The following is a 22,614-nucleotide window of genomic DNA, read 5'->3' on the forward strand; positions in this document are numbered from 1 at the left end:
TCTCAATCCCGCAGGGGGAAAAATTGCGCGGCGTCGGCCAGCGAGTGCAGCAGCGTCGCCTCTTCCGGACTGCCCATCCATACCGCGACGGCGCTGTAGTTGTCTTGCGAAGCCTGGTCGCCGTCATTGTTTCTCTGAAGATACTGATTCATCAGGGTTAACCACTCCTGCGGGGTATTAACCATCTGCAGGGAGGATTTCATCTGCTCTTCGCCGACGCCGTGCCAGAAACCGTCGGTACAGAGCAAAAAGGCATCGCCGTCTTCGACCGGCACCACATCGCTATAGCTGGCTTCCGCACCGTCGCTGGCCATGCCTAACGCTCGGTACAGTAGGTTGCTGTTAATATCGTCGGTCTGATGTCCGGCATCTTTCATCTGTTGGACCAGACTGTGGTCAGTGGTGACGTGGTACAGCCAGCCGCGGCGAAACAGGTATAACCGGCTATCGCCGGCGTGGGCCCAGTAGGCCAGCTTATAATCGCGATCGATAAACAAGCTCACCAGCGTGGTGCCCATTCGCCGATAATCCGGCGTCGCCTGCTGTTGCTGGAGAATGGCGCCGTTGGCCTGCTGCACATACTGGCGAATGGTCTGGGCGTTCAGATGATTATCGCCGTCAAACCGATCCAGAATCGCGTTGCGCGCCAGTTCCGCCGCCACCTCGCCGCCGGGCAACCCGGCAATGCCGTCGCAGACCACAAAGCAGGCGGAGCGCTCACCCACGCATTCGCCGGTCTGATCCTGATTGCTGGCGCGCGTTCCCTGGCGGGAAAGAGAAGCCGTGGTAATGTCCATTATTCTTCCGATCCGCTCTGTGAGTCTTTGTACTGATTCACTTCCATGTCATAGGCATAGAGGAACGCTTCGCCAAACAGGGTGTGGAAATCGTCTTCAATTTCCCCGGCGGTTTCGCCGTAGGTACGGACAAAATAGTCCCATAACGCCGCTTTGCGGCTGGCCGGAAGCGCCAGGCGCGAAGTATGGCCATCGCGCTTAGCCTCTTCTTCCAGCTGCTCGGGATTAAAGGACTGCAGCATCGCGGCAATAATGGCGCGGATCCCCGAGATCATCCCTAACTGATGGGCCTGCAGGTCAATCAACGCATCGCGTACCGATTTTTTCGGCGGCATAAAGCCCGGCATCCGCGCGCCGAACATCTGCATCAGCACGGTTTTCCCGGAAGGCAACAGCTTGAACGGGTTATTGGCGTCGTCCAGTACCATGGTCATATCGGCTTTGACGCCGCGTTTGAGGATCGAACGCGAAGAGAGCAGCGCGACGGTTCCCTGCGAGAACATGCTCAGCATTTGACCAAGCTGCCGCATATTCTCTTTGTCGAACTGCGGCACCGGCTGCATATCGCCGAGCCCCATGCCTTCCAGTAAGGCTTCCAGTAGCTCTCCCTGCAGCACTTCGCCGTTACCCGGCTGCGGCGTGCTGGTCGCCTGATGTTCATGACGCACGGGATCGATACGCAAGCGCCCTTTTGGCGTTTGGGCGGCTTGCCGCGCCACGGCCTGCGGCGTCGGTAAGGTTATTTCCGGCGCTTCTTCACGCGCTGCCGCGGGCGGCTCCTGCGGCGGCTGGGCCATCAATAATGGCGAATCAAAAGCGGCATCAGGCTCGTCGGCAACCGTTTTAGCAGGCTCTTCGTTGCTGAAGGCATCTACCGATGTCAGCGGCGCGCCGCCCATTAGCCCCAGCGGATCGTCATGACGCGCGGTTTTGGCGCTGGCGTCGCCGCCAAAGAGCGCCAGCGGATCCAATTCTGCCTGCGGCTCATCGGCGACAGGCTGAGCCGGTTTTTCAACTGGCGGCACCAGCGTCGTTGGCGTAACGTCGGCAAAGATACTATCGCGATCAAATGGGGTGTCATCGGCAAACAGGTCGTCCGTCGCCACCGGCGGGCGCTCAAACAGAGGTTCACTATCAGCGAACATCGCCAGCGGATCTTCCGGATTACGTTCGGCAGTCTTCGGCTCGGCGAAGGGATTCGGCGCATTATCGGCCTGCGGCTTAGCCCGGCTGCTGGAGATGCTGTCGGCAATCGAGAATTCCTGCATCAGGCTATCCCAGATTTCTGACGGTACCGCGGTTGGCGCGGCTTCCGCCACGGTGGGCGCTGCGGATGGCGCTGGTGTCGACGGTTTCGCAGTGACAGGCGGCTGACCGCTCGCCGCCATTCGGCTTATCGGTTGGCTATCCTGCAGCAGATCGCTGACTTCGATGCGATAGTCGTCAATGGCGAGGATATCGCCATCCTGGAGTTCAACCTGACGCCCCCGCTCCAGCGGGATCTCGTTGAGTACCACCCGCGTCACGTTGCCGCGATTGGTAATTTTGCACTCGCCGTCTGCCGCCACGTGAACGATGGCCTGGAGGCGAGAAATGGCGCGGTCGTCATCCGGCAGCACCAGGTTATTGTCCGTACCGCGCCCAATGGTACCGCCCGGCGCGTAAAAGTCACAGCTGCCCTGCGGGGGCTGATGACCGGCTTTGGTCGAAATAATCGTGAATCGCATAGCCTATTCCTGCTGATATGATTGGCGCACAAACGCTGCCGCTCTCGGAATAAGAACGGCGGCGTTTGCGGGCGAGTTATTGATATAATCGATGATCTCTATGCGAATATAATGCTCACCGGTAAAAACCGGGTTCAGGAATTATTTCCTGAACCCGGCGACAGCAATATTATTATGCTTCTTTATTTTCTTTGATATTCCAGCCGGCGCTGCTTTCTGCCCCTTTACCGCCAGCGGAAGTCTGCTCCCAGTACTGCTGTTTCACTTTCGCCGCCTGGAAGGCATAGGTTACGCCAACGGTGTCGCCGTTATCGGCGCCGGTGTACTGCACGGAAGTCACCAGTACATCTTCGAGGGTGATTCGCGCATATTCAACCTGCTGACCACCGGCTTTGCAGACCGAAAGTTCAACTTTGGTCAGGTGCTTGCCGCTGGAGCAGTGCTTCAGAATCGCGGTGGTGGATTTGTCGATCAGCGCATTTACGTGCAGGTCGTTGAAATTCACTTTACCCGCACCGCCACCGCCGCCCACGCTCATATTACCCGGCTGGGATGCGCCCCAGGAAAAAGAGGTAATATCAGTCCAACCGGTGTGATTAGAATCTTTTGATTCACCGGTTACACCCTCGACCTTCAGAAACATATCAATAGCCATAATATCTACTCTTCGTTAATGAAAATTATTGCTTTCGAAAAAGCACTTATATGGCAAACAGGAAAGCATGGGGCTGAATAAAACCATCCATATTTTACCTCTGCCTCAAAGCAACAGGCTTAAGCCCATTGCTGGTCTTAACACTCATGCTGTGAAATAGCAGGAATGCAAAGTTGAAATTAATGCTAGTTATCCTGACTCCAGGTTTTATTAGGATCACCGATGATTATCTGGTAAGTTAATTTATTCAGTTCCGTACTATGATAAAGGCGCAAACAATTCAAAGTGACGCCCTGAATTGCGGGTTGTCTTTCGGAATGAAAGCCATTGGTGGCACTTTTGCATTGAGCAATAATGGCGTTAATTTTGTCATTACCGTTTTCAATATCGAAAGGCACCCACTCCAGCAACGCATTGCTACTGCGCGCAGCATCTACAGAAAACTGACTTTTATCATCGGCTACCTGCGCCAGACAGCGGGATAAAACCACGTCTTTAACAACCTGCTTATAAGGTAGCTGTTTAACAAACAATACCGGGTCGTCCCCGGCATAAGCCGACGCACTGCTAGCAAGCAGCAGACTGATAATGATTCTGTTCATAGCAACTCCCAAAAATTGGCTTTGGTTGCTACCTCAATTCCCAAAACCATATTTCTTTGCAGTCGGTGTAGCAATCAGAGTTGCATTGCATCATGTTGTCGCCAAGGGGTTCCAGTAGATCTATATGTCCACCGTTATAGTTGGTTATTCTATTAAAGAAGATAACGCCTTTGCGATTACGCAAACTCTCTGCTGCCTGACGTATCTCCTGATAAATCTCAGCTTTCCCAAACAGGTTATTTTTATACAGTTGGTCGGCCAATAGCTTGGCGCCCGGTTCAATCTTTTTACCCTTGTAAGCGCCTGCTTTTATGGGTAAACGCCCGCTAAAGCTCACATTGCATTTCAGCAGTGCGAGGCTCATACGTACCGCACAGGTATTCATATAACCAGGATTTGATTTAATGAGCGCACTGGCGTCATAGCCAATCTCATTAAATAGCGTTTCACGAGGTACATAGCCTGGGCGTGATTCATTCGCCGAATAATGTTGCATTTTGAGCTGTGCATAAAGAGGTCTCATGACGTCGCTCCCTTTTTGCAAGGCAACTCCTTCGCCAACGCTTCGGTAATCAGCATCGCCGCAGGCTGTTTTTTACGCTCGTCGGGCAGCTTTTTGAAATAGCTGTAGACGCTTTCTCGAAGCGATCCCGGCAGTGCCTGCTGATAACCGCACCAGGCTTTACCTTCTGTTGCATCCATCACGCCAAGCAGATACATATTGGCCTTTAACTGCTGCTGGGTATTGTCTTGCGCCAGCCAGGCCTTGAGAAACTTTTCGCCGCTCAACCGCACATCATTACGTGATAGTTGATTGGGATCGCGCAGTAAATTGGCGGAATCATCAGCCGCCTGGACGACAGTAAATGGCGTCAGCACCGTGAGCAGTCCCAGCGTGCAGAGTGGTAATAATTTCATTTCTTTACCTTCTTCCATGGCGTGGTACCTGCCGGGAGTCGCCTCCCGGCGGCATCATATTACGCTTCCTTGGTTTTCAGCGACGGTAGCTTGGAAACCAGACGCAGCGACACGGTAAGCCCTTCCAACTGGTAGTGCGGACGCAGGAAGAACTTCGCGGTGTAGTAACCCGGGTTGTCTTCGATCTCCGCTACCTGTACTTCAGCGGCCGCCAGCGGTTTGCGCGCTTTGGTCTCCTGTGACGAGTTAGCCGGATCGCCATCGACATAGTTCATCACCCAGTCGTTCAGCCAGCGTTCCATATCATCGCGCTCGCGGAAGGAGCCGATTTTGTCGCGCACAATGCACTTCAGGTAGTGAGCAAAACGGCAGCAGGCGAACAAGTACGGCAGACGCGCAGCCAGACGGGCATTCGCCGTGGCGTCGGCATCATGATATTCCGCCGGTTTCTGCAACGACTGCGCGCCGATAAAGGCGGCAAAGTCGGAGTTTTTGCGATGGATCAGCGGCATAAAGCCGTTTTTCGCCAGCTCCGCTTCGCGGCGATCGCTGATGGCGATCTCGGTCGGGCACTTCATGTCCACGCCGCCATCGTCGCTCGGGAAGGTGTGGCAAGGCAGATTTTCCACCGCGCCGCCGGATTCCACGCCGCGAATGGAGGTGCACCAGCCAAACTCTTTGAACGAGCGGTTAATGTTCGCCGCCATCGCATACGCCGAGTTGGCCCACGCGTAATTGTTGTGATCCGCGCCGTCGGTCTGCTCTTCAAAATCAAAACTGTCCACCGGGTTGGTTCGAATACCGTACGGCAGGCGCGACAGGAAGCGCGGCATCACCAGCCCCAGATAACGCGCGTCTTCCGACTCGCGCAGCGAACGCCAGGCGGCGTATTCGGTATTCTGGAAGATTTTGGTGAGGTCGCGCGGGTTCGCCAGCTCCTGCCAGGACTCCATCTGCATCACTTCCGGTGCGGTACCGGTAATAAACGGACAATGCGCAGCCGATCCGATTCGCGCCATTTCGCCCAGTAATTCCACATCCTGCGGACTATGGTCGAAATAGTAATCGCCGACGATGCAGCCGAATGGCTCGCCGCCAAACTGGCCGTACTCCTGCTCATAAATTTTCTTAAAGATCGGGCTCTGGTCCCAGCCCACCCCTTTGTAACGCTTCAGAGTGCGCCCCAGCTCCTGCTTGGAGATGCTCATAAAGCGGATTTTCAGCATCTCGTCGGTTTCGCTGTTGTTGACCAGGTAGCTCAGGCCGCGCCATGCGCTTTCCAGTTTCTGGAACTCATCATGATGCAGGATCTGATTCACCTGGCGCGACAGCTGTTCATCGATACCGGCAATCAGGTTCTGGATGGTGCGATAGGTGTCGTTGGAAAACGTGACGGTGTTTTCCAGCGCCTGCTGCGCGAGGGTTTTTACCGCGCTCTCAACGGCGGAACGCGCCTGGTCGGTTTTCGGGCGAAACTCTTTGTTCAGCAGCGCGCTGAATTCATCCTGGCTAAAGGCCTGGCTGGACTGCTGCTCATGTTGTTGAGTCGGGTTGCTCATCGATTACTCCTCGCTACCTTTCGCACTGTCATCTTGTTTCGGCATCTGGCTCAACGATTTGAGCAGCGTCGGATCCTGCAAAATTTTGGCAATCAGCTCTTCCGCGCCGTTTTTGCCGTCCATGTAGGTGAGCAGATTTGAAAGCTGGGTGCGGGCTTCCAGCAGTTTGTTCAGCGGCTCCACTTTGCGGGCCACGGCATCCGGCAGGAAGTCGTCCATGCTGTCGAAGGTTAAGTCGACGTTCAGTTTGCCTTCGTTGGTCAGCGTATTGTCGACCTGAAAAGCGACGCGCGGTTTCAGCGCTTTCATACGTTCGTCGAAGTTATCAATATCGATGTCGAGAAACTTACGTTCATCGACCGCGGGTTGGTTGTCGACCGGTTTACCCACCAGATCCGCCATTACCCCCATTACAAACGGAAGCTGGATTTTGCGTTCCGCACCATAAATCTCTACGTCGTACTCGATCTGTACGCGGGGCGCACGGTTGCGTGCGATAAATTTCTGCCCACTTTTACTTATTGCCATGATGTTCTCCATCGAAGATGCGCGGTAAAGGTTGAGCGCCAGACCTTATGCCTGTCGCCATAATGTCCGGACGCGTCAGTCGCGACGTCCAAAAATGTTTTCCAGTTGATGAACGCCGTCCGGCGCTAAATCGCGGATGATGTCCATAAAATCCAGCTCAATCAGCCGCTGTACCCGTTCAATCATCAGCGGCGCGGGGTGACTCGGTTCGTGCTGGGCGAAGTACTGTTTTACTTTTTCCAGCATCTGCTGCGCCTCGGCGCGGCTGCTGATTTGCGCGCTGCGCCAGTCAACGGCTGACGGCGCAAGCGCGTCGGGAATCGCTTGATGTTCACTCACGGCACTCTCCTCGCGGGACGCGTGAAAGGACGAAATATCGGTTATCTGGCAGGCGCCGGCGACGATACCGACGGTCTTCTGCAGCTGTTCCATTTCCGGCACGCCGCTTTCACCCAGACAATCGCTTAATATTTCGCGGATAGTCTGCAAGCGCTGGTGAATGGCGAGGATGGCGTCAATTCCCGGCTGTCCGCCGCGGGCCAGTTCATCAATCAATCGCGAACGGCCGCCGGGATAATCCGCGCATTCGGTTTTACTGCCATCGAGCAGCGCCTGCGCATCGCGCAATAGCAGTTCATCGCCATTACTGCGTAACAACACGGCATTGCGTAACGCGCTGGTCAGCGCTGATTTATCACTTAGCCCCGCGAGCGCATTGATACGGTAAAACGGGTCAATTTCGCCATACTCTTCCAGCAGCGGGTAGATTGGCTGCCAGTAAAGCGACAGCGCCTGTTGCACCAGCAGCAGGCCATCCGCGTAGCCACTCAGGCCGCGGCGTTTTGTCCACGCCTGAGTCAGCGCCAGCATGACGCGCAAATCTTTGGTGCGGCTAAGTAGCCCAGCCGCCAGCTTTTCTACCGTCGTCCAGTCAGCGGGTTCCGCCGGGATAATGGTGTCGCCAAACTGCTGCTCGGCTTTACCCTGCATCGCTTGTTCCATTGCCTGGAAATCAGCGTCATATTCTAGGTTTTCACCGCAGGGCTGCTCCGCGCTAACCGGAGCAAGGAATTCATCAATATTCATGGCCTACCTGCTTATTCAAACATCGGCGGATACAGACCGTGACGGCCCGGTCTCGCGCCCCCGGCGGGATCAAACAGCAGCGTGAACAGCTGGCCGGTCAAATTACCGCTATGGACGTGGGTATAGAGCGGATAACCATCGGCGCGGTTGGTCCACCAAAAACTGGTCTGACGCTGCGGATCAAAACAGTCCGCCGCCTGCTGCCAGCCAAGGGAGCTTTGCCCATCTTGCTGATAGCCAATCACGTCGAGTATTTCCGAACGCTTTTCCGTCTCTACCAGCTTTGGTGCCGGAATGGCGAGTAGCGCCTGGTCAAGTTGTTCAGCGGAAAAGCCATTGCGTACCGCATGCAGCAGCGTTCTGCCCACCTGCTGATACCACTCTCCGGCCTGAGTGAGGATTGAAGGCGACCACTCCAGCGGGTTGAAGGCCATTTGCGCGCAGATGGGATACTGGCGGCCTACCCGATCGCGTCCGGGGATCAGACACCCCATCTGTACCATCTGGCCGCTCAACATCGGCGGGACGATAAAATTCCACACCGGCGCGTTGCTGAACTGGCGTTCGCCGCTACGCTGTTGCTCCTGTTGCCAGGCCAACAGCCCCACCTGAAACCATTGCGACCACTGGCGAACCAGCATGTCCGGAAATCGACGTTGTAAAAAATCGCCGGTACTGGGGAGTTTCCCGTACCAGCTCATCGCAGGGGCGTGAGTCATTCGGCTTTCCTTGCGGTTATGGACATGAGAAACGGGGAAGCTGGAACGGATTGCGAATACTGTTCGGCGCAAACTCCAGCGTGACCTGATAACCATCGACGTTAAACGTTGCCTGACGGCTCAAACTGCTGCTGCCGGGCGCGGTGCGCGCTTTATCAAAAAAGCGGTTCAGCGCCCATGAGCCGCTGGTCACCAGCGTCGAGGTGGTACCATCGGCCAGACCGAGTTGCATACGCACCTGATTGGTGCCGCCCGGCCCTGGCCAGCTCATCATTTGCACCGCCTGCGGACCGTGGCTGTAGCGCAACTGCTGGCCATCAACATCCAGCGTCAGGTTAAGGATCCTGTTGTCCATGCTGATGGTGCGCACCGTCACTTTAAATGACGGCGTGGTCGCGCCATTGGCAAAGAACGCGTCGCGGATCGATTGCGCCTGCTGGAAAGGCCTTAATAACCCTTCACTACCCGGCAACGTTTTGCCATCGATGCCGGGCATAAAACGCCAGCTTGATTGCGTGGTATCGACTTTATTGGTCAGGTTATCACGGAAGAAGGTATCCATCATGCCGGTACCCGGCGCGAACATACGCGCCAGATCGTCCGGCGTGACTTCGCTTCTGGCGCTGCGAACCAGCGGATAGCGCCCGGCGATAGCCTGGCGGCAGAATCCGCCGACTTCCACGTTAATCCGTTTACGTACGTTATCGAGATCGCGGCGCTGGGTATCACTGCTGGCGCCGACCGCCATTTTGCTGAACATGGTTTGCAGGCCGCCCGGTAAACGCCCGGCGCTGGCCTGCAGACGGCTAATCGCATCGCCGCCCGGCGGTTGCATACCGCTGTTGGCGGCATCCTGTACCGCGGTCAAGTAGCGATAAAGTTCGTCGATCTGTTTGAGGAAGTCGTCAAACACAATCGTTTTGCCGCCCTTTTCCAACGGCTGCGCCAGCTCGATCAGCGGCGCGTAGTGTTCGGTTACCAGCTGTTCCGGCGTCTGGCTAAGCGCCGCGCCCTGGGTTGCGCCGCCCTCATCATGGCGAAAAAGCGCTTCCAGCGTTCGGGTCGCACGGTTGCCCTGCTCGGCTGAACTTTCGCTTTTAACCGTATCCGGCTCAGCGCGCGCCAGGTTCAGCACCTGGCTCAGGCTGATAACCAGCCGGCGCAGCGGCGAGTTACTGGCTGAAAGCAGGCGCGCGGTGTTGATCCGCGATGACAGATCGGCGCTATTGTTGAGCTGAATATCGGCGAGGAAGCGATCCCAGTTGGCGATAAAATCACGCATATAGAGCTGGCGGACGGCGTTATCGGTTTGCTGCTTATCTTCCGACGCGCTGGCGGCGCCCAGCACCCAAATATCATCTTCATGCAGCGCGCTGGTCACGTTATCGATCTGTTTATTGAACACCTGCCAGTAGCCATCTGGCGTGTACAGCCCTGGCACGCCTTCTGCGATCGGTGTACCGCTTTTACGCGAGAACACCAGTTCGCTCTGCGGCCCGCCGAGCGTCGCCAGCGAGACCGCTTTCAGATTGTCGTCATGCTCAAGCAGACGTTTCAGCCGACCATACACTCTTGAGGAGAGCGGTTGCTGGTTAATCAACGCCCGTTCGCGGGCGATCAGCGCATCGTCTTTGGCATACGGCGAGGACTGGATTTGCGGTTCCAGTAGCTGGACCAGATGCCCTTCCAGCTGTCGTAGCTGCGCCTGCGTCACGTTTTGCGGCAGGTTACGCTGCAGGTTAAGCATCACCCAGGAGAGTAAAAACTTGCCGTCATACTGCTTGGGCTGATAGAGCATTTGATAGGCTTTCAACGCCTCGTAGCTATATTCGGCGTCACTGCCGTTGTCGTTGCGCAACCAGGTAGTGATTCGCATGGCGACATCCGGTAGCAGCATTTGCTGCAGCGCTTTTTGATACAGCGTCTGCGAGGCGTCGCTGACATCATTACCGCGGTAGAGCCCCATCCGGCGGCTGACCGGCGGGTCGTTGACGTCAAAATCGGCGCTCTTCGGCAATTCCAGCAGGCCGTTGAGTAGCGGCAGCATGGCGAACAGATCGCGCTGCTCGGGGTTTTGCAGCGCTTTGCTCTGCTGCTCAACCTGCGGCACCTTCGCCGAGACTTCTTGCAGGTAGGCCTTGTTTTTGCCGTAGCTGGTCAGCCACAGTACGCATGAAATGATTAACAGCGCCGCGAGCGCCGCATAGCCTGACCAGATCGCCGCGCGGTTACGCAGTTCCCACCAGCGGTTCTGCCCGGCGATGCCGGCTTCCTGGAAAATCACGTTTTGCAGCAGGTTTTTAATGAAATAACTCTGGCCCTTGGCGCCGGGGATCGGCGCTTCTTTACTGACCGAGTCCCAGTTGTCGTTTTCATTTCCCTGCGGCAAAGACAGCGCGCGATTGAGTTCGCCCATCACGCGGTCGAACGGTAGCCCTTCCTGGGTGCCGCTGGCGAAATAAATGCCGCGCGGTGAAAACTCGGTTTCAAAGTTAGAGCGGGCAAAAACGGTACTAAGATAGTCCGCTAACAGCGGTCGCAACGCCGCAAACTCTTGCGGGAACAGCCAGGCTTCGGCGCGGGTTTTGGCATCATGCTCTTGCAGCATCGTATCCGGTAGCCCGGCTTCTAGCCGTTGTTGCAGTAACGCAAACTCCTGGGTAAAACGGCCCATCAGATCGAAGTCGGCAAGGCTTGCCTGTTCCCACGGGAAAGTGAAGCCCCAGATTTGATCGCGCTGCGCCTTGTCGTAACCGGCAAACCAGGCGCGGAAGCCTTTAAGCAGATCGGCCTTCGTCACTAGTACGTATACCGGGAAACGAATACCCAATTGTTCATGTAGTTCAGAGAGACGCTGGCGCAGATTAACCGCCTGCTGCCGCGAGGCCTCCGTCGATTGCGTTAACAGATCGGAGATACTTACCGTGACGATAACGCCGTTAATCGGCTGGCGGCGGCGGTATTTACGCAATAACCCCATAAACTTCAGCCACTCGCTGGCGTCCTGCGCCTGCTCGCTCTCCTGGGTGGTATAGCGCCCGGCGGTGTCCAGCAGCACGGCTTCGTTGGTAAACCACCAGTCACAGTTGCGCGTGCCGCCGATGCCGCGTAACGCCGTTTTACCGAAGCGGTCGGCTAGCGGAAACTGCAGCCCGGAGTTGGCTAAGGCTGTGGTTTTACCGGAGCCGGATGCGCCAATAATCACATACCACGGCAGCTGATACAGATAGTGGGTGCTAAAGCGCTGGGTCCACTGACCATTACCGGTTTTGCTGAAGTGCGCTTTTTTCAACATTTGCGCGGCTTCATCAAAGCGATCGGCGAGGATCTGGTCTTCGCTATTGAGGCGCTGCTGCGGATCGTTGCCCTTCGGCGTGTCTTCCTTCAGGTTATCCATCAGCTTGCGGTTGAGCCAGGCGTTGTACAGACGCGGCAGAATGTGGCTTTGCGCCCAGATGAGGTACACCAGCGCAATAGATATAACGCGGTTTTGTTCCGATTCTAGCGGCCTGGTATCGACAATCGACAATAGCGGGCCAATCATCCAGATGACGGCCGCCACCGCCGTAGCGCCGAGAAAACCCCACAGCAGCCGGTTGGTCAGTATGGAAAGCAGAAGTGTCAGCATCCTTAATTTCCTTGGGGCAATCCGTTCAGCTCAGCCCGGGTATTATCGGGCGACACCAGCAGAGTAATTTCCACACGGCGGTTACGGGCACGGTTCTCAGGAGTGGTATTCGGCGCGATGGGGTTCATTTCCCCTCGCCCTTCGGCTTTTACGCGTTCGGGCTGCGTCAGATGATTTTGCAGTTGTTTTTGTACCGAACGCGCGCGTTCCAGCGACAGCTCGTAGTTCGAGGCAAAGCGCGCGCTGCGGATAGGCACGTTATCGCTATAGCCGACCACCAGAATGCGGCCGCTGACGTTGTTCATCGCTTGCGCAATACGGTCAATGACCGGGTCGTAGCGATCGCGCACCACCGTTGAGGCCGAAGCAAAGAGCCCGTCGCCTTTGAGGATCACCACGCTGCGGTCCGCTTCGTCACGGACCGCAACCAGCCCTTCGGCAATTTCCGGGCGCAGAAAACCTCGCAGGTTAAGTACCGCCGGCAATTTTTCCGCCGGCTGAGCAATCGACGCTTCCGGCAACGGCGTCTGGTAAATTTTCGCCAACACCGGGTTGGTAGCATCGCCAAGCCGCCAGTTAAGAATGATATAGAACAGACAGGCGGCGAACCCCGCCAGCGCGACGCAGGCCCACAGCGGCACCACCGGACGCCACAGTTTACGCAGCACCGGGCGATCCTCGCCGTGAACCGATAACGGCGGCGCGTAGCCGCCGCGTACGCCGCAAATCATCTGCCACAGGCGCTGTTTGATAGTTTCCAACTGCGTGCGGCCGTTATCCATTACCCGGTAACGCCCTTCAAAGCCGAGCAATAAGCAGTAGTTGATCAGTTCCAACAGATTGATATGTTCGCGCGGATTCTGCGACAGGCGTGCAAGCAGCTGGAAAAACTTCTCCCCGCCCCAGGTTTCATTGTGAAAGGTCACTAAAAGACCGCTGCCCGACCAGACGCCGCTACTCCCCCATGGCGTCAAGGCCGCAGCCTCGTCCAGTGCGGTACACAGGCAGTAACGGGCGCCGACTATTACTTCGTAGGGTAACCCCGCCTGCTGACCGCGCACTTCAAAACGGCGGATTTCATCAATCAAACGCTGGCGCAAACCGGCCTGGTCATCGTGCGATACCGAATGACGGATCTGGGGAATCGCATTAAGTAATGGGTTGGCGGCCGTCACCAGGGGATTATTGCCGCTCACGCCATGGTTGGCATCGGCCTGTTGTTCCTGCATCATCAACGCTCGCTTTCTTATTCCGACGGGCTACGGATAGCCCAAAATTCCATATCCAGGCCGGGGAACTCGCCTGCCAGATGCAGGGCGAAGGCGCCAGATTTCTCCATGTCGTTCCACAGCTCGCCGCCCTTCTCGACTGCAAAGTAGTTGTAACCGGCATGCCACGGAATTTGCGGCGGCGCGGCGGGCATAGCGCGCAGAATTAAACCCGGAAGCTGTAGTTGCACCAGATCGCGAATTTTGCTCACCGGCGCGACTTTCATCTGCGCCGGGAAGTGCGTTTGCAGAACATCACCTGGTACGCTGGCTTTAACTGCCAATACGAATCCGAAATCACGCACCATGCTGCTCTCGGGTACCGTTGCGATGTTCAACCCATGCGATCGTTCTATCAGCGGCAGTTGGATGGCATTGTCTTCCATTACCTGTGATAACCCCTGGCGCAGCAACAGCATCAGTTTGCCGAAGCAGCTCGCGAGATCGTCATGGTCATAAATCGGCAACGCAGCATCCGGACCGCGCTGCGCCATCCAGGTCGTCAGCTCGGCGGCGAACGGCAGCCAGCTATTCCACAATGACTCGGGATGAACTAACGGCAGCGTTTTGAGATGTGAGAGATGGCCGAGATGGCGATTGACCAACGCAAGTAGAGTGAACTCAATTAATTCGGAAGTATTAAAACGCCCCGGCTGTCGGAGCCGGCTGCCGATTTGCTGGCTACGCTGCGCCAGCAGACCATGCAAGTCGTTGATCATCGCGTAAATCAAAGGATGATTGATGCCGTTAAGCATCGGCGGGATATAGCCATTATCGAGTTTTACGGCGTTATCGTTGCGCTTTTCGGCGATGAACGCCACGCCGATGGCCGTCCACTCGGCGGTTAAATCCTTTTCCAGCATCAGGGTGAGCCGCGGGCGGGCAAACTGCACGGTGGCATCGCCAACCGACAGCGCATTGTCATCTTCCACATCCTGTTCAAACGCGGTAAATCGCGCCAGCGAGTCTTTTTCCTCGCTGAAGATAACCTCTTCCCGACCGCCGCGGCGTACCGGCAAGGCCAATACGACTTTTTCGCCCGTGACGTTATCCGGGATTTGCAACGGCGCCGGGCCCTGACGAGCATCGCGAAACTGGAAGAACGTCCCATCCGGCAGCAGGCCGCTGGCATAGCTCAGGGCAATGCACCCCTGACGCAGCATCGCATCATCAAGTTCAATCTCAAGAAAACCCCACAGCCAGGAGCGCTGTAATCCGCCCCATTCGCGAATTTGCGTTTGCAGGTAGCTTTCTGCCCGCTGAAAGTGATGCGGACGCAAAAACATGCCTTCGGTCCAGACCACCTTTTCTGCTTTATTCATACAAATTTCCTGTTAGGGCTCGCGCTATTGCTGCACGACGCGGATCCCGTTAACGTCAAGATATAAATTGGCTTGCAGTTGATCTGCCGACAGTTTCCAGAACTGCCAGAAAGGGGTTTCGCCAGGCGTTGGCAGAGGAAGAGAAATGCGCCACTTTTTACCATCCAGAGATTGGTATTCCGCCATCACTCCGATATAACGCGCCTCCGGCGAGCTTTGCCCGCTGAGTTTTTTTGCCAGTTGCCCCGGCATCAGGAAAAATTCATCGCTGTTCAGCAAGTTGCCGGCGAGAACTTTTTGCGCGTTATTTTGTAAGGAGTAGAAATCGGCGGACATGAATTCCGCATCGGATTTCAGCACTAACACTCTGACCTTTAATGGCGCAGAACGGTTAATTTGCGGGTGGGCCTGGAACTGAAGATTGTATCGGGCAGGGTCGCTGTGTGAAGACGAACCACATCCACTAACCAACGTAAAAAGAAACAAATAAAACGCCAGCATGACCTGGCGTAAAAGAGAGTTATTATTCATACGGTGTCGCTCGTAAAGGCGGGATTAATCCAGAATCCAGGTACCGTTATTGCCGTTTTTGCAGGCTTTGGTATTTCCGTCGACGCTCACGCAGGTCGCTTTCTTACGCGCCTTCGGGCGCTTCGACTGTTCGCGAACCGTTTTATCATACAGCTCACTTTTGACAACGGCATTGGCCGGAGCATAGCCAATTAAATTTTCCTGACCTTCATTGGCTAACGCTATCCAGCCGTCCTGGGCCTGTCCCAATGCAATATAATTAGCACCTGGAACTAATTGCACAATCACTTTGCCGCCATACCCGGCCTGGCTCATTACCGCGGCGGAATACAGCGCGCGATATTCTGCGTTAATCGGGGTAAATTCCGTTGGAGGAACAACAATATGGCGATGGGTCAAATTGACGCCGTTAACCTGCGTGGTTTCAATGGTGTCATCGGTAATTTGCGGCTTCGGCGGCGCTTCGCACCCTGCCAGTGAAACCGCAATCATAGCGGCTAAAAACACTCGCGTTTTCATATGCTTTTCCATTGCAATGCTATTATTTTCTTAAGGGTTATCCCTGCTTGAATAACAAGTCTGAATATCCTTAATCACTGTGCGTAAAAGGGTTCCAGCTGTGATATGGCCATAGCTACCGCACGAATCTTCACCGCAGTGGATCCCTTTATTACATTTCATTAACTATCACCACACAATTTTACAGATCGATCGAGTCAATTCAACACGCAATTTCGCCTCGTAGTTATGGGTGGTTAGCGTATTTAAATTTTTAGGATTAATCTCACTCACGCATTTAGCGCTGAAAGACGAACAATCGCCAAAAAAGTGTAATCCCAAAAACCATACAAAATAAAGTGTAATTTAACCATGTGATTTAAAAGATATATTTAATTATTTTGCAAATCGGATTTTTCATTCGCTGTGAATATGGAATAGTCTTAAAAAATATTTGGCGGCAAAATTGCCCACCAATCTTGGTAGGCTATTTTTATTGTCATCAGGTAATGCTTACACTGTAAAAACTCAAAGCGATATTTGACATTATTGCGGTGGGCTTCTAAAGGCAGATTACGCGAAGCAACTACAACAGCGAATAATGAGTTGAATCTTAGGAGGATGAAATGCAGGAACTAAAACGGAGCCTGATGGCCCCGTTGTTGTTTTAGTGATGATGATTCTTGTGGTGTTTATAGTATTCTTTCTCACGCTTCTTCGCGTCTTTACGACCGTCGTGATAGCCCTTCTCGTAGGCTTTACGCTGTTTTTTCTCTAGCTTTCGCCAGTGCTTGTCACGATATTCATAATGACGATGCCAGTAGTCTTTGTCACGCCAACGGCCGCCATCCCAGTAATGACCGTAGGAATCCCGGTCGCCTATCTGCAGTTTAATAGCCGGTAAAAGCGTAATCTCCTCGGCCTGGGTGACGATCGGTGCGGATGCCAGCAAAACGGCGGCCAGCAATAATATTTTTCGCATCGGATTCTCCTTAGCTGTGCGTCTCGTAATATGTTGTAACACAACTGACCAGCTAATTATCCAGGTTAATTCTGCTTTTTCAGCTACCTGCTGAGAAAGGTTGTCGTTAGTTCTGCACGTTACGCGTACGGATAATAGACAAAATGCGTTTTATTTTTCTTTGCATCGGAGCGCGGCTTGCCCTGGTGGGGGAATCATAAGACAATGTGATTTTTCAAGCGTCTACATGCCTACGGGAGTAATGATTATCGCTTCTCGTCGCCTCCTCTCCGTCACCTGCATGACCCGGCTCGGCGCAGTTGCTGCCGCCGTATTGCTGCTCGTGACTTGCACCAGTAAAGCGCCAAAATCGCTGGTGACCGCCAGCAAACCGCCTGTTGCGCAAAAATCGGCAAAGAATCAGCAGCCAGTACGCGGCGTTTGGATCACCACGGTTTCCCGTCTCGACTGGCCCCCGGTGGGTTCAATTATCGCCAGTAGCCCGGAAAGCCGCATCAGCCAGCAGAAGCTGGCGCTGATCGCCAAACTCGACAATCTGCAACGCCTGGGCATCAATACCGTCTTCTTCCAGGTCAAACCGGACGGCACCGCGCTGTGGGATTCCCACATCTTGCCGTGGTCAGACATGCTGACCGGCAAAATTGGCGAAAATCCCGGCTACGATCCGCTGCAGTTTATGCTCGATGAAGCGCATAAACGCGGGATGAAAGTTCACGCGTGGTTCAACCCGTATCGGGTATCGGTTAATACCAAACCCGCTACCATCGCCGAGCTTAACCACACCCTGACTCAGGTCCCCGCCAGCGTATTTGTCCTCCACCGCAACTGGATACGCACTGCCAGCGATCGCTTTGTGCTCGACCCTGGGATCCCGGAAGTCCGTGACTGGATCACCAGTATCGTGGCGGAGGTGGTGCAAAACTATCCCATCGACGGCGTGCAGTTTGATGACTATTTCTATACTGAGACGCCGGGATCGACGCTGAACGATAATCAAACCTATCAGCGATATGGCCAAGGTTATGCCTCGAAAGCCGACTGGCGGCGTCACAACACCCAACAGTTGATAGCGCAGGTCTCACAGACCATCAAGAAACTCAATCCGCAGGTTGAGTTTGGCGTCAGCCCGGCGGGGGTATGGCGCAACCGCTCCCACGATCCGGCCGGTTCTGACACCCGCGGCGCGGCGGCCTATGACGAGTCCTATGCCGATACCCGCAGTTGGGTACAACAAGGGCTGTTGGATTATATCGCGCCGCAGTTGTACTGGCCGTTCGCCCGCGACGCCGCGCGCTATGATGTGCTGGCTAAGTGGTGGGCCGATGTCGTGAAACCCACTCACACCCGGCTCTATATCGGCGTGGCGCTGTATAAAGTCGGCGAACCGTCAAAAAATGAACCAGACTGGATGGTCGACGGCGGCGTGCCGGAGCTGAAAAAACAGATCGACCTCAATGAAACCACACCGGGTATTCAGGGGACGATTCTGTTTCGTGAAAACAACCTTAACCAGCCGCAAACCCAGCAGGCGGTTCAGTATTTGCAGCAGCGCTGGGGTAGCTAATTCCGGCTAATCACCCTCCCCGTTGTCGCAACGGGGAGTTTCTGTTTTCCGCATGAGAACGCGGGAAGGCAGATTAAACCGTCAGTTCCTCCACCACTTCCGCTACGCTCTTGATCCGCTGAATACTGCCGATGCCGGTTCCCAGTGAAATGTAGCCTTTGTCAGTGTTGCCCTCCAGCATACCAATTCGCAGGCCGCGTAAACCGCCCATTTCCGCGGCTATGGTTTCATTACTGGCGCCGGATTTATCTAACGCCACCAGCCTGGCGGCTAATTTACCCGGCAGCGAACGATAGTAATCTGGCAATGTGCGAAATAGCTGCAAATCCAGACCGTTAGCTTGCACGATCATCTCTTTCACCGATGGCGGCACGCGGCTCTCGGTGGTGCTGATAAACACGGAGCCGGCAAATACCCCCTGCGCGCCCAGCGCGTGGGCGGCCCTGGCGGTGCGCCGGTCGGTAATCCCGCCAGCCGCCAGCACCGGCACACGCTTCACCGCATCAACAATCAATGGCACGATTGAAAACGTCCCTAGCGCCGTTCCCGGAAGCGTTCCGCCTTCGTCGAAGCCGGTGGCGACAATAACATCAGCGCCCATCTCCTCGGCCTCGCGGCTGTTTTCCGGCGTCGGGTTGATATCACGATAAATAATGCTGATCCCGGCCTGCTTAAGCGTGGCAAACAGCGAGGGAATGATAGCTCCTTGACCATAGCCGGTATAAACCACCACTTTAACCCCCTCTTCCTTGACTACCTCTACAATCGGCGGCGTCCAGATATCGTTTTTAACCGTCGGAATGAGATTTACAGCGAAAGGTTTCTCAGTGAGTCGTTTCGTTTTACGGATCTCTTCACGCATCTTTTCTGCCGTTTCCTGCGGCGTCGAGACGGCGGTTTGTGCGGTTAAACCTGCGTTCGGCCCTAATACGCCCAGCCCGCCGGCATTACTGACTGCGGCGACTAACCGGGCGTCGGTTAGCCAGGATAGCGGCCCCTGAATGACAGGTTTTTCAATACCGAGAATATGGCTAACAGAATGGTTTTGCATGATGCGGCTTCCTTAGTGTGTTTTCTGGCGCTTAGCGCTGGGATGACGCCACTGTAGGCCGCTTTATTGTTGGGAAAAATAGTAAAAATTATCCTTCACTGTTATTAAATAAGTAATAATCAAAGTGAAATACGATGTTGTCATCGGAGCACATTGGCACAAATGAACTTAAATCTGTTTGAATCTATTAAGATTTTTATCGAGATTATCGAGTCTGGCAGCTTTACGCGCGCCGCCGAGAATCTGCAGATCCATCGCCCGGCGGTCACGAAAGCGCTACAGCAGCTTGAGCAGCACTGCGGCGTTCGGCTTCTGCAGCGTACCACCCGACAGATCCACCTCACCCCTGATGGCGAGGCGTTTTATCGTCGTAGTAAACCTCTGCTGGCGCAGGCCGATGACCTTATGGAATCTTTCGCCCCGCAGCGTCCGCTACGTGGTCAACTGCGCATAGATATGCCTATCGCCCTGGCGAAGTTAGTGGTCGTGCCGAATCTCCCCGCCTTTTATCAGCAACATCCGGAGATTGAAATTGTGCTGAGCAGCTCCGACCGGCGGCGGGATATGCTTCGCGAGGGCCTCGATTGCGTCCTGCGCATTGGCGAGCTTGAAGACGGTGACTATATCGCACGTCATCTCGGTACCGTTGGTATGAAAACCTGCGCCAGCCCGGCTTATCTGGCGAAATACGGCGTTCCCGCAACCCTTGACGACCTGCGGCATCATCAGGCGATCAACTGGCTGAATAACAGTAATCATCAGACCATGCGCTGGGTGTTTCAGACTGACGCCGGGCAGCAGAACATTTCGCTAGCGGGTAAACTGGTGGTGGATAATTCAGAGACTTACATCGCCGCTGGCCTTGCTGGACTCGGCATTATGCAGGGTCTGGATCTTTTCCTTCACCCCTGGTTGAAAAGCGGCGAGCTGATTGAAGTCCTGCCGAATAATCCGGTTCCCTCCAGGAAGTTATCGCTTATTTATCCCCATCGTCATGTTTCGCGCAAGGTGCGCGTCTTCGCCGAGTGGCTGGCGACAATGTTATAGAAATACAGATAAAATAAAGCCCGGCGCTATCTGCCGCCGGGCATGAATTAAGGTGCGGTAAGTTCATCGTAGAGCGTTCGCAAACGGCTGCGAAGAAACAGCACCGCTTTGTGTTTACGCGACAGCCACGCCTGCTCGCTAGCGCCGCTCTCTGCCGCCAGCTCCCTGTAGCTATAGCCCTGCAGCTCGGTTTTCTCGAAGGCTTCACGCTGCAGCGGCGGCAGCTCCGCCAGCGCCTCGGTTAAAGCCTCCCACAGCAGTTCTTTAAGATAGGCTTCCTCCGGCGTCTGCGCGACGCCAAACAGCGTTTCCGCCAGCTCATCCTCGGCAAAGCCGCCATCGCCATCTTCATCAGTATCGAATGTTAATGGCAACTCGCGCTTCTTACGCGACCGGTCGGTCATTTCATTACGCGCCGCCCGGAATAACCATGCCGCCACGTTCTCCACCGGTTGCTCGACCTTCATCAGTTGCAGGGTGACTTCCTGCAGGATGTCATCGGCATCGTCACGTACGGCGGTTCTACCGCGAATAAACGCGCTTAAACGCGCACGACAGGCGGCAAGCGCAGACAGCAGCCGTGATTCCCCCGCCATCGCATTGTTTACCTCGTTCACTCGGCATCCGGCGCTTTCGCCGATGGGTTATCGTCAGTCGGTTGCCCACCGCGACGTTCATGCCAGCCGCAACGGCCGCGATGTCCGTGGCGGCCGAAACGTTGGGCAAACTCCTCTCGCTGCTCCGGGGTCATGGTCATCCAGCGTTCATGCATGCGTCGACGCGCCTGCGCCATACCAAACATACCGCGATGAAAACCTAAACCGCCAAACAAGATACGGCACAGCGCCAGTAATCCCAAAGCCTGCCAGAAACCGATGCTTTTCACCCCGAAGATAGCTGGCAGCAATGCGTTCCATAGCGACATCACGACCAGACTCAGCACCACAACAATCACCGCGCCGATAATCAGCGGCCGCGCCATTCTGTGACGTCCAAAACCCTGGTGATGATGCCCGTGTCGTTCAAAATCTCTCATCGTCAATTACCTCATAAAAATGTATGTATCGAGGTAGACGAATCAGCGAAGAAAATATTGCCAATAAAAATGAAAAAAATAGCGCAATCATGAAAACGGGTAAATGACTCAGAAACTCATCGCTAAACCGAGGCCATACCCTTCGGTGTTATTACCGAACATATAGCGGGCCACCAGTCGGGTACGGGTGATAAATACCGGATACTGGCTGCTGTCGAGTTCCAGACCAATGCCGAGCGAACTCAGGCTATCAAAGCCGAGTTCACCGCGCTGGTCGCCAAGATAGATAGTATGAGCGCCTTCCAGCACGTAGCGCACCGGGCTTTTCAGCAGCGTCCAGTCGGCTATTGGCGCGCGTCGACGAAGGTAGATACCCAGATTTTCGGCGCTGGCCTGCCCCTGGACCGCTTCTGATGTGCTACCGAAGGTTTGCAAATTCATCGCGGAATAGCGCGCTTCTATGTCAATATCCTGCGTTTTGGAAAACAGTTCATAATCAAGCATTAACGAACCGCCCAACCCATAAGCGTTCAGTCGCCCACCATCGAGGAAGCGAATATCAACCTCCGTTTTACGTTCGAGCGCCCAGCGACCGAGGCGTGCATCGCTGGCCATGGTGCCCAGCATCATATTGAAGATAGGCCGTAGCACCAGTTTTCCGCCCCATCGGTCCTGATACAATGGAAAGTCCCAGCCGACGCCGCCGGTAGCGGTCAGACTGTTCCATTTGGTGGGAATGGTACGGCTCTGGGCACCATCGCTGACCACAAATTGCGGATCGTAGCGACTGTAACCGAGGGTGCCTTCCAGATAGAGCGGAAAATCCTCACTCAAGGTGGCGCCGCCGCCAAATTGCGTGAGGGTTAGTTCGTTTTTCTCATTCGCGCCGGAGCCAATATTCAGATCGCTGGCGGTAACGTCAGGTACCACGGTGTAACTCATTAAGGTGAGCACCGCGTCCGCGCGCTGCTTTAGCCGACTGCCGTCCAGGGCATAACATTCCTGACTAACTAATAGCACCGCCAGCAGTAGCCAGGACGCGCGCGGAACGACAAATACCATGGTCTGATACTACCTCAACGGGGGGATTCGTTTG

General features: G+C 55.1%; 22 protein-coding genes. 2 read left to right on the top strand and 20 right to left on the bottom strand.

All coding sequences use genetic code 11. The features are described 5' to 3' along the window. Positions 1-2: 2 nt before the first annotated feature. From ABLV08_RS01615 to ABLV08_RS01690, 16 genes are all read right to left on the bottom strand, one after another. On the bottom strand, positions 3-797 hold the full coding sequence (locus ABLV08_RS01615; RefSeq protein WP_015705455.1) for a protein phosphatase 2C domain-containing protein: 795 nt from the start codon (positions 795-797) through the stop codon (positions 3-5). After that, positions 797-2,524 carry a type VI secretion system-associated FHA domain protein TagH gene (tagH, locus tag ABLV08_RS01620; RefSeq protein ID WP_045360901.1) on the bottom strand — a complete coding sequence of 576 codons (1,728 nt, stop codon included), beginning with the start codon at positions 2,522-2,524 and terminating at the stop codon, positions 797-799. Before tagH ends, ABLV08_RS01615 begins: the two co-directional genes overlap by 1 nt. Positions 2,525-2,696: 172 nt before the next feature. Continuing rightward, positions 2,697-3,179 (bottom strand): type VI secretion system tube protein Hcp, encoded by a 483-nt coding sequence (locus ABLV08_RS01625; RefSeq protein ID WP_015366565.1) that lies wholly within the window; start codon positions 3,177-3,179, stop codon positions 2,697-2,699. 185 nt (positions 3,180-3,364) lie between these two features. Next, on the bottom strand, positions 3,365-3,781 hold the full coding sequence (locus ABLV08_RS01630) for a T6SS amidase immunity protein Tai4 family protein (RefSeq protein WP_032708088.1): 417 nt from the start codon (positions 3,779-3,781) through the stop codon (positions 3,365-3,367). Between the two features lie 28 nt (positions 3,782-3,809). Further along, entirely contained in the window at positions 3,810-4,325 is a 516-nt protein-coding gene (locus ABLV08_RS01635) for a T6SS effector amidase Tae4 family protein (RefSeq protein ID WP_225624796.1), read from the bottom strand. Beyond that, complete coding sequence (locus tag ABLV08_RS01640; protein WP_223575851.1) at positions 4,301-4,699, bottom strand: Rap1a/Tai family immunity protein; 399 nt, start codon at positions 4,697-4,699, stop codon at positions 4,301-4,303. Before ABLV08_RS01640 ends, ABLV08_RS01635 begins: the two co-directional genes overlap by 25 nt. 59 nt (positions 4,700-4,758) lie before the next feature. Then, positions 4,759-6,258, bottom strand: coding sequence for a type VI secretion system contractile sheath large subunit (gene tssC / locus ABLV08_RS01645; protein ID WP_015705459.1), 1,500 nt, complete (start codon positions 6,256-6,258; stop codon positions 4,759-4,761). A gap of 3 nt (positions 6,259-6,261) precedes the next feature. After that, complete coding sequence (gene tssB, locus ABLV08_RS01650) at positions 6,262-6,786, bottom strand: type VI secretion system contractile sheath small subunit (RefSeq protein ID WP_015366559.1); 525 nt, start codon at positions 6,784-6,786, stop codon at positions 6,262-6,264. Positions 6,787-6,861: 75 nt separating this feature from the next. Next, complete coding sequence (tssA, locus tag ABLV08_RS01655) at positions 6,862-7,872, bottom strand: type VI secretion system protein TssA (protein WP_032708090.1); 1,011 nt, start codon at positions 7,870-7,872, stop codon at positions 6,862-6,864. An 11-nt stretch (positions 7,873-7,883) separates the two neighbouring features. After that, on the bottom strand, positions 7,884-8,591 hold the full coding sequence (tagF, locus tag ABLV08_RS01660) for a type VI secretion system-associated protein TagF (RefSeq protein WP_032708092.1): 708 nt from the start codon (positions 8,589-8,591) through the stop codon (positions 7,884-7,886). Positions 8,592-8,607: 16 nt separating this feature from the next. Further along, positions 8,608-12,219, bottom strand: coding sequence for a type VI secretion system membrane subunit TssM (gene tssM / locus ABLV08_RS01665; RefSeq protein ID WP_032708093.1), 3,612 nt, complete (start codon positions 12,217-12,219; stop codon positions 8,608-8,610). A 2-nt stretch (positions 12,220-12,221) separates the two neighbouring features. Continuing rightward, a complete protein-coding gene (locus ABLV08_RS01670; RefSeq protein ID WP_015705462.1) occupies positions 12,222-13,451 on the bottom strand; it encodes a DotU family type VI secretion system protein in 1,230 nt (409 codons plus the stop codon). A 14-nt stretch (positions 13,452-13,465) separates the two neighbouring features. Continuing rightward, positions 13,466-14,809: a type VI secretion system baseplate subunit TssK gene (tssK, locus tag ABLV08_RS01675; protein ID WP_015366554.1), complete on the bottom strand. Its 1,344-nt coding sequence runs from the start codon at positions 14,807-14,809 to the stop codon at positions 13,466-13,468. A 24-nt stretch (positions 14,810-14,833) separates the two neighbouring features. After that, on the bottom strand, positions 14,834-15,340 hold the full coding sequence (tssJ, locus tag ABLV08_RS01680) for a type VI secretion system lipoprotein TssJ (RefSeq protein ID WP_015366553.1): 507 nt from the start codon (positions 15,338-15,340) through the stop codon (positions 14,834-14,836). Between the two features lie 24 nt (positions 15,341-15,364). After that, on the bottom strand, positions 15,365-15,859 hold the full coding sequence (locus tag ABLV08_RS01685) for a hypothetical protein (protein WP_015366552.1): 495 nt from the start codon (positions 15,857-15,859) through the stop codon (positions 15,365-15,367). Between the two features lie 646 nt (positions 15,860-16,505). Continuing rightward, positions 16,506-16,820, bottom strand: coding sequence for a DUF2502 domain-containing protein (locus ABLV08_RS01690; protein ID WP_015705463.1), 315 nt, complete (start codon positions 16,818-16,820; stop codon positions 16,506-16,508). A gap of 280 nt (positions 16,821-17,100) precedes the next feature. Between ABLV08_RS01690 and ABLV08_RS01695 the strand changes: the two genes are divergently transcribed. Further along, a complete protein-coding gene (locus ABLV08_RS01695; RefSeq protein WP_026612305.1) occupies positions 17,101-18,384 on the top strand; it encodes a glycoside hydrolase family 10 protein in 1,284 nt (427 codons plus the stop codon). A gap of 73 nt (positions 18,385-18,457) precedes the next feature. On the opposite strand, the gene ABLV08_RS01700 is transcribed toward ABLV08_RS01695, so the two are convergent. After that, entirely contained in the window at positions 18,458-19,435 is a 978-nt protein-coding gene (locus tag ABLV08_RS01700; RefSeq protein ID WP_348855467.1) for a nitronate monooxygenase, read from the bottom strand. A gap of 162 nt (positions 19,436-19,597) precedes the next feature. Here ABLV08_RS01700 and ABLV08_RS01705 point away from each other — a divergent pair, with 162 nt between their 5' ends. Continuing rightward, positions 19,598-20,482 (top strand): LysR family transcriptional regulator, encoded by an 885-nt coding sequence (locus ABLV08_RS01705; protein WP_126033114.1) that lies wholly within the window; start codon positions 19,598-19,600, stop codon positions 20,480-20,482. Positions 20,483-20,529: 47 nt separating this feature from the next. Here the strand turns inward: ABLV08_RS01705 and ABLV08_RS01710 are convergent, their stop codons facing one another. The 3 genes from ABLV08_RS01710 to ABLV08_RS01720 form a co-directional block, all read right to left on the bottom strand. Then, complete coding sequence (locus tag ABLV08_RS01710) at positions 20,530-21,078, bottom strand: RNA polymerase sigma factor (RefSeq protein WP_015366547.1); 549 nt, start codon at positions 21,076-21,078, stop codon at positions 20,530-20,532. 17 nt (positions 21,079-21,095) lie between these two features. After that, complete coding sequence (locus ABLV08_RS01715; RefSeq protein WP_026612304.1) at positions 21,096-21,518, bottom strand: hypothetical protein; 423 nt, start codon at positions 21,516-21,518, stop codon at positions 21,096-21,098. A 108-nt stretch (positions 21,519-21,626) separates the two neighbouring features. Further along, positions 21,627-22,580: a hypothetical protein gene (locus tag ABLV08_RS01720; RefSeq protein ID WP_020078744.1), complete on the bottom strand. Its 954-nt coding sequence runs from the start codon at positions 22,578-22,580 to the stop codon at positions 21,627-21,629. Between the last annotated feature and the right edge of the window lie 34 nt (positions 22,581-22,614).

This window comes from Klebsiella sp. CN_Kp088 (assembly GCF_040064335.1).
GTDB classification, from domain to species: domain Bacteria; phylum Pseudomonadota; class Gammaproteobacteria; order Enterobacterales; family Enterobacteriaceae; genus Klebsiella; species Klebsiella aerogenes.

Excerpts from the sequence above, each read along its gene's own strand:
- ABLV08_RS01615 (WP_015705455.1), bottom strand. The coding sequence starts at position 797 with ATGGACATTACCACGGCTTCTCTTTCCCGCCAGGGAACGCGCGCCAGC.
- tagH (WP_045360901.1), bottom strand. The coding sequence starts at position 2,524 with ATGCGATTCACGATTATTTCGACCAAAGCCGGTCATCAGCCCCCGCAG.
- ABLV08_RS01625 (WP_015366565.1), bottom strand. The coding sequence starts at position 3,179 with ATGGCTATTGATATGTTTCTGAAGGTCGAGGGTGTAACCGGTGAATCA.
- ABLV08_RS01630 (WP_032708088.1), bottom strand. The coding sequence starts at position 3,781 with ATGAACAGAATCATTATCAGTCTGCTGCTTGCTAGCAGTGCGTCGGCT.
- ABLV08_RS01640 (WP_223575851.1), bottom strand. The coding sequence starts at position 4,699 with ATGAAATTATTACCACTCTGCACGCTGGGACTGCTCACGGTGCTGACG.
- tssC (WP_015705459.1), bottom strand. The coding sequence starts at position 6,258 with ATGAGCAACCCGACTCAACAACATGAGCAGCAGTCCAGCCAGGCCTTT.
- tssB (WP_015366559.1), bottom strand. The coding sequence starts at position 6,786 with ATGGCAATAAGTAAAAGTGGGCAGAAATTTATCGCACGCAACCGTGCG.
- tssA (WP_032708090.1), bottom strand. The coding sequence starts at position 7,872 with ATGAATATTGATGAATTCCTTGCTCCGGTTAGCGCGGAGCAGCCCTGC.
- tagF (WP_032708092.1), bottom strand. The coding sequence starts at position 8,591 with ATGACTCACGCCCCTGCGATGAGCTGGTACGGGAAACTCCCCAGTACC.
- tssM (WP_032708093.1), bottom strand. The coding sequence starts at position 12,219 with ATGCTGACACTTCTGCTTTCCATACTGACCAACCGGCTGCTGTGGGGT.
- ABLV08_RS01670 (WP_015705462.1), bottom strand. The coding sequence starts at position 13,451 with ATGATGCAGGAACAACAGGCCGATGCCAACCATGGCGTGAGCGGCAAT.
- tssK (WP_015366554.1), bottom strand. The coding sequence starts at position 14,809 with ATGAATAAAGCAGAAAAGGTGGTCTGGACCGAAGGCATGTTTTTGCGT.
- tssJ (WP_015366553.1), bottom strand. The coding sequence starts at position 15,340 with ATGAATAATAACTCTCTTTTACGCCAGGTCATGCTGGCGTTTTATTTG.
- ABLV08_RS01685 (WP_015366552.1), bottom strand. The coding sequence starts at position 15,859 with ATGAAAACGCGAGTGTTTTTAGCCGCTATGATTGCGGTTTCACTGGCA.
- ABLV08_RS01690 (WP_015705463.1), bottom strand. The coding sequence starts at position 16,820 with ATGCGAAAAATATTATTGCTGGCCGCCGTTTTGCTGGCATCCGCACCG.
- ABLV08_RS01695 (WP_026612305.1), top strand. The coding sequence starts at position 17,101 with ATGACCCGGCTCGGCGCAGTTGCTGCCGCCGTATTGCTGCTCGTGACT.
- ABLV08_RS01700 (WP_348855467.1), bottom strand. The coding sequence starts at position 19,435 with ATGCAAAACCATTCTGTTAGCCATATTCTCGGTATTGAAAAACCTGTC.
- ABLV08_RS01705 (WP_126033114.1), top strand. The coding sequence starts at position 19,598 with ATGAACTTAAATCTGTTTGAATCTATTAAGATTTTTATCGAGATTATC.
- ABLV08_RS01710 (WP_015366547.1), bottom strand. The coding sequence starts at position 21,078 with ATGGCGGGGGAATCACGGCTGCTGTCTGCGCTTGCCGCCTGTCGTGCG.
- ABLV08_RS01715 (WP_026612304.1), bottom strand. The coding sequence starts at position 21,518 with ATGAGAGATTTTGAACGACACGGGCATCATCACCAGGGTTTTGGACGT.
- ABLV08_RS01720 (WP_020078744.1), bottom strand. The coding sequence starts at position 22,580 with ATGGTATTTGTCGTTCCGCGCGCGTCCTGGCTACTGCTGGCGGTGCTA.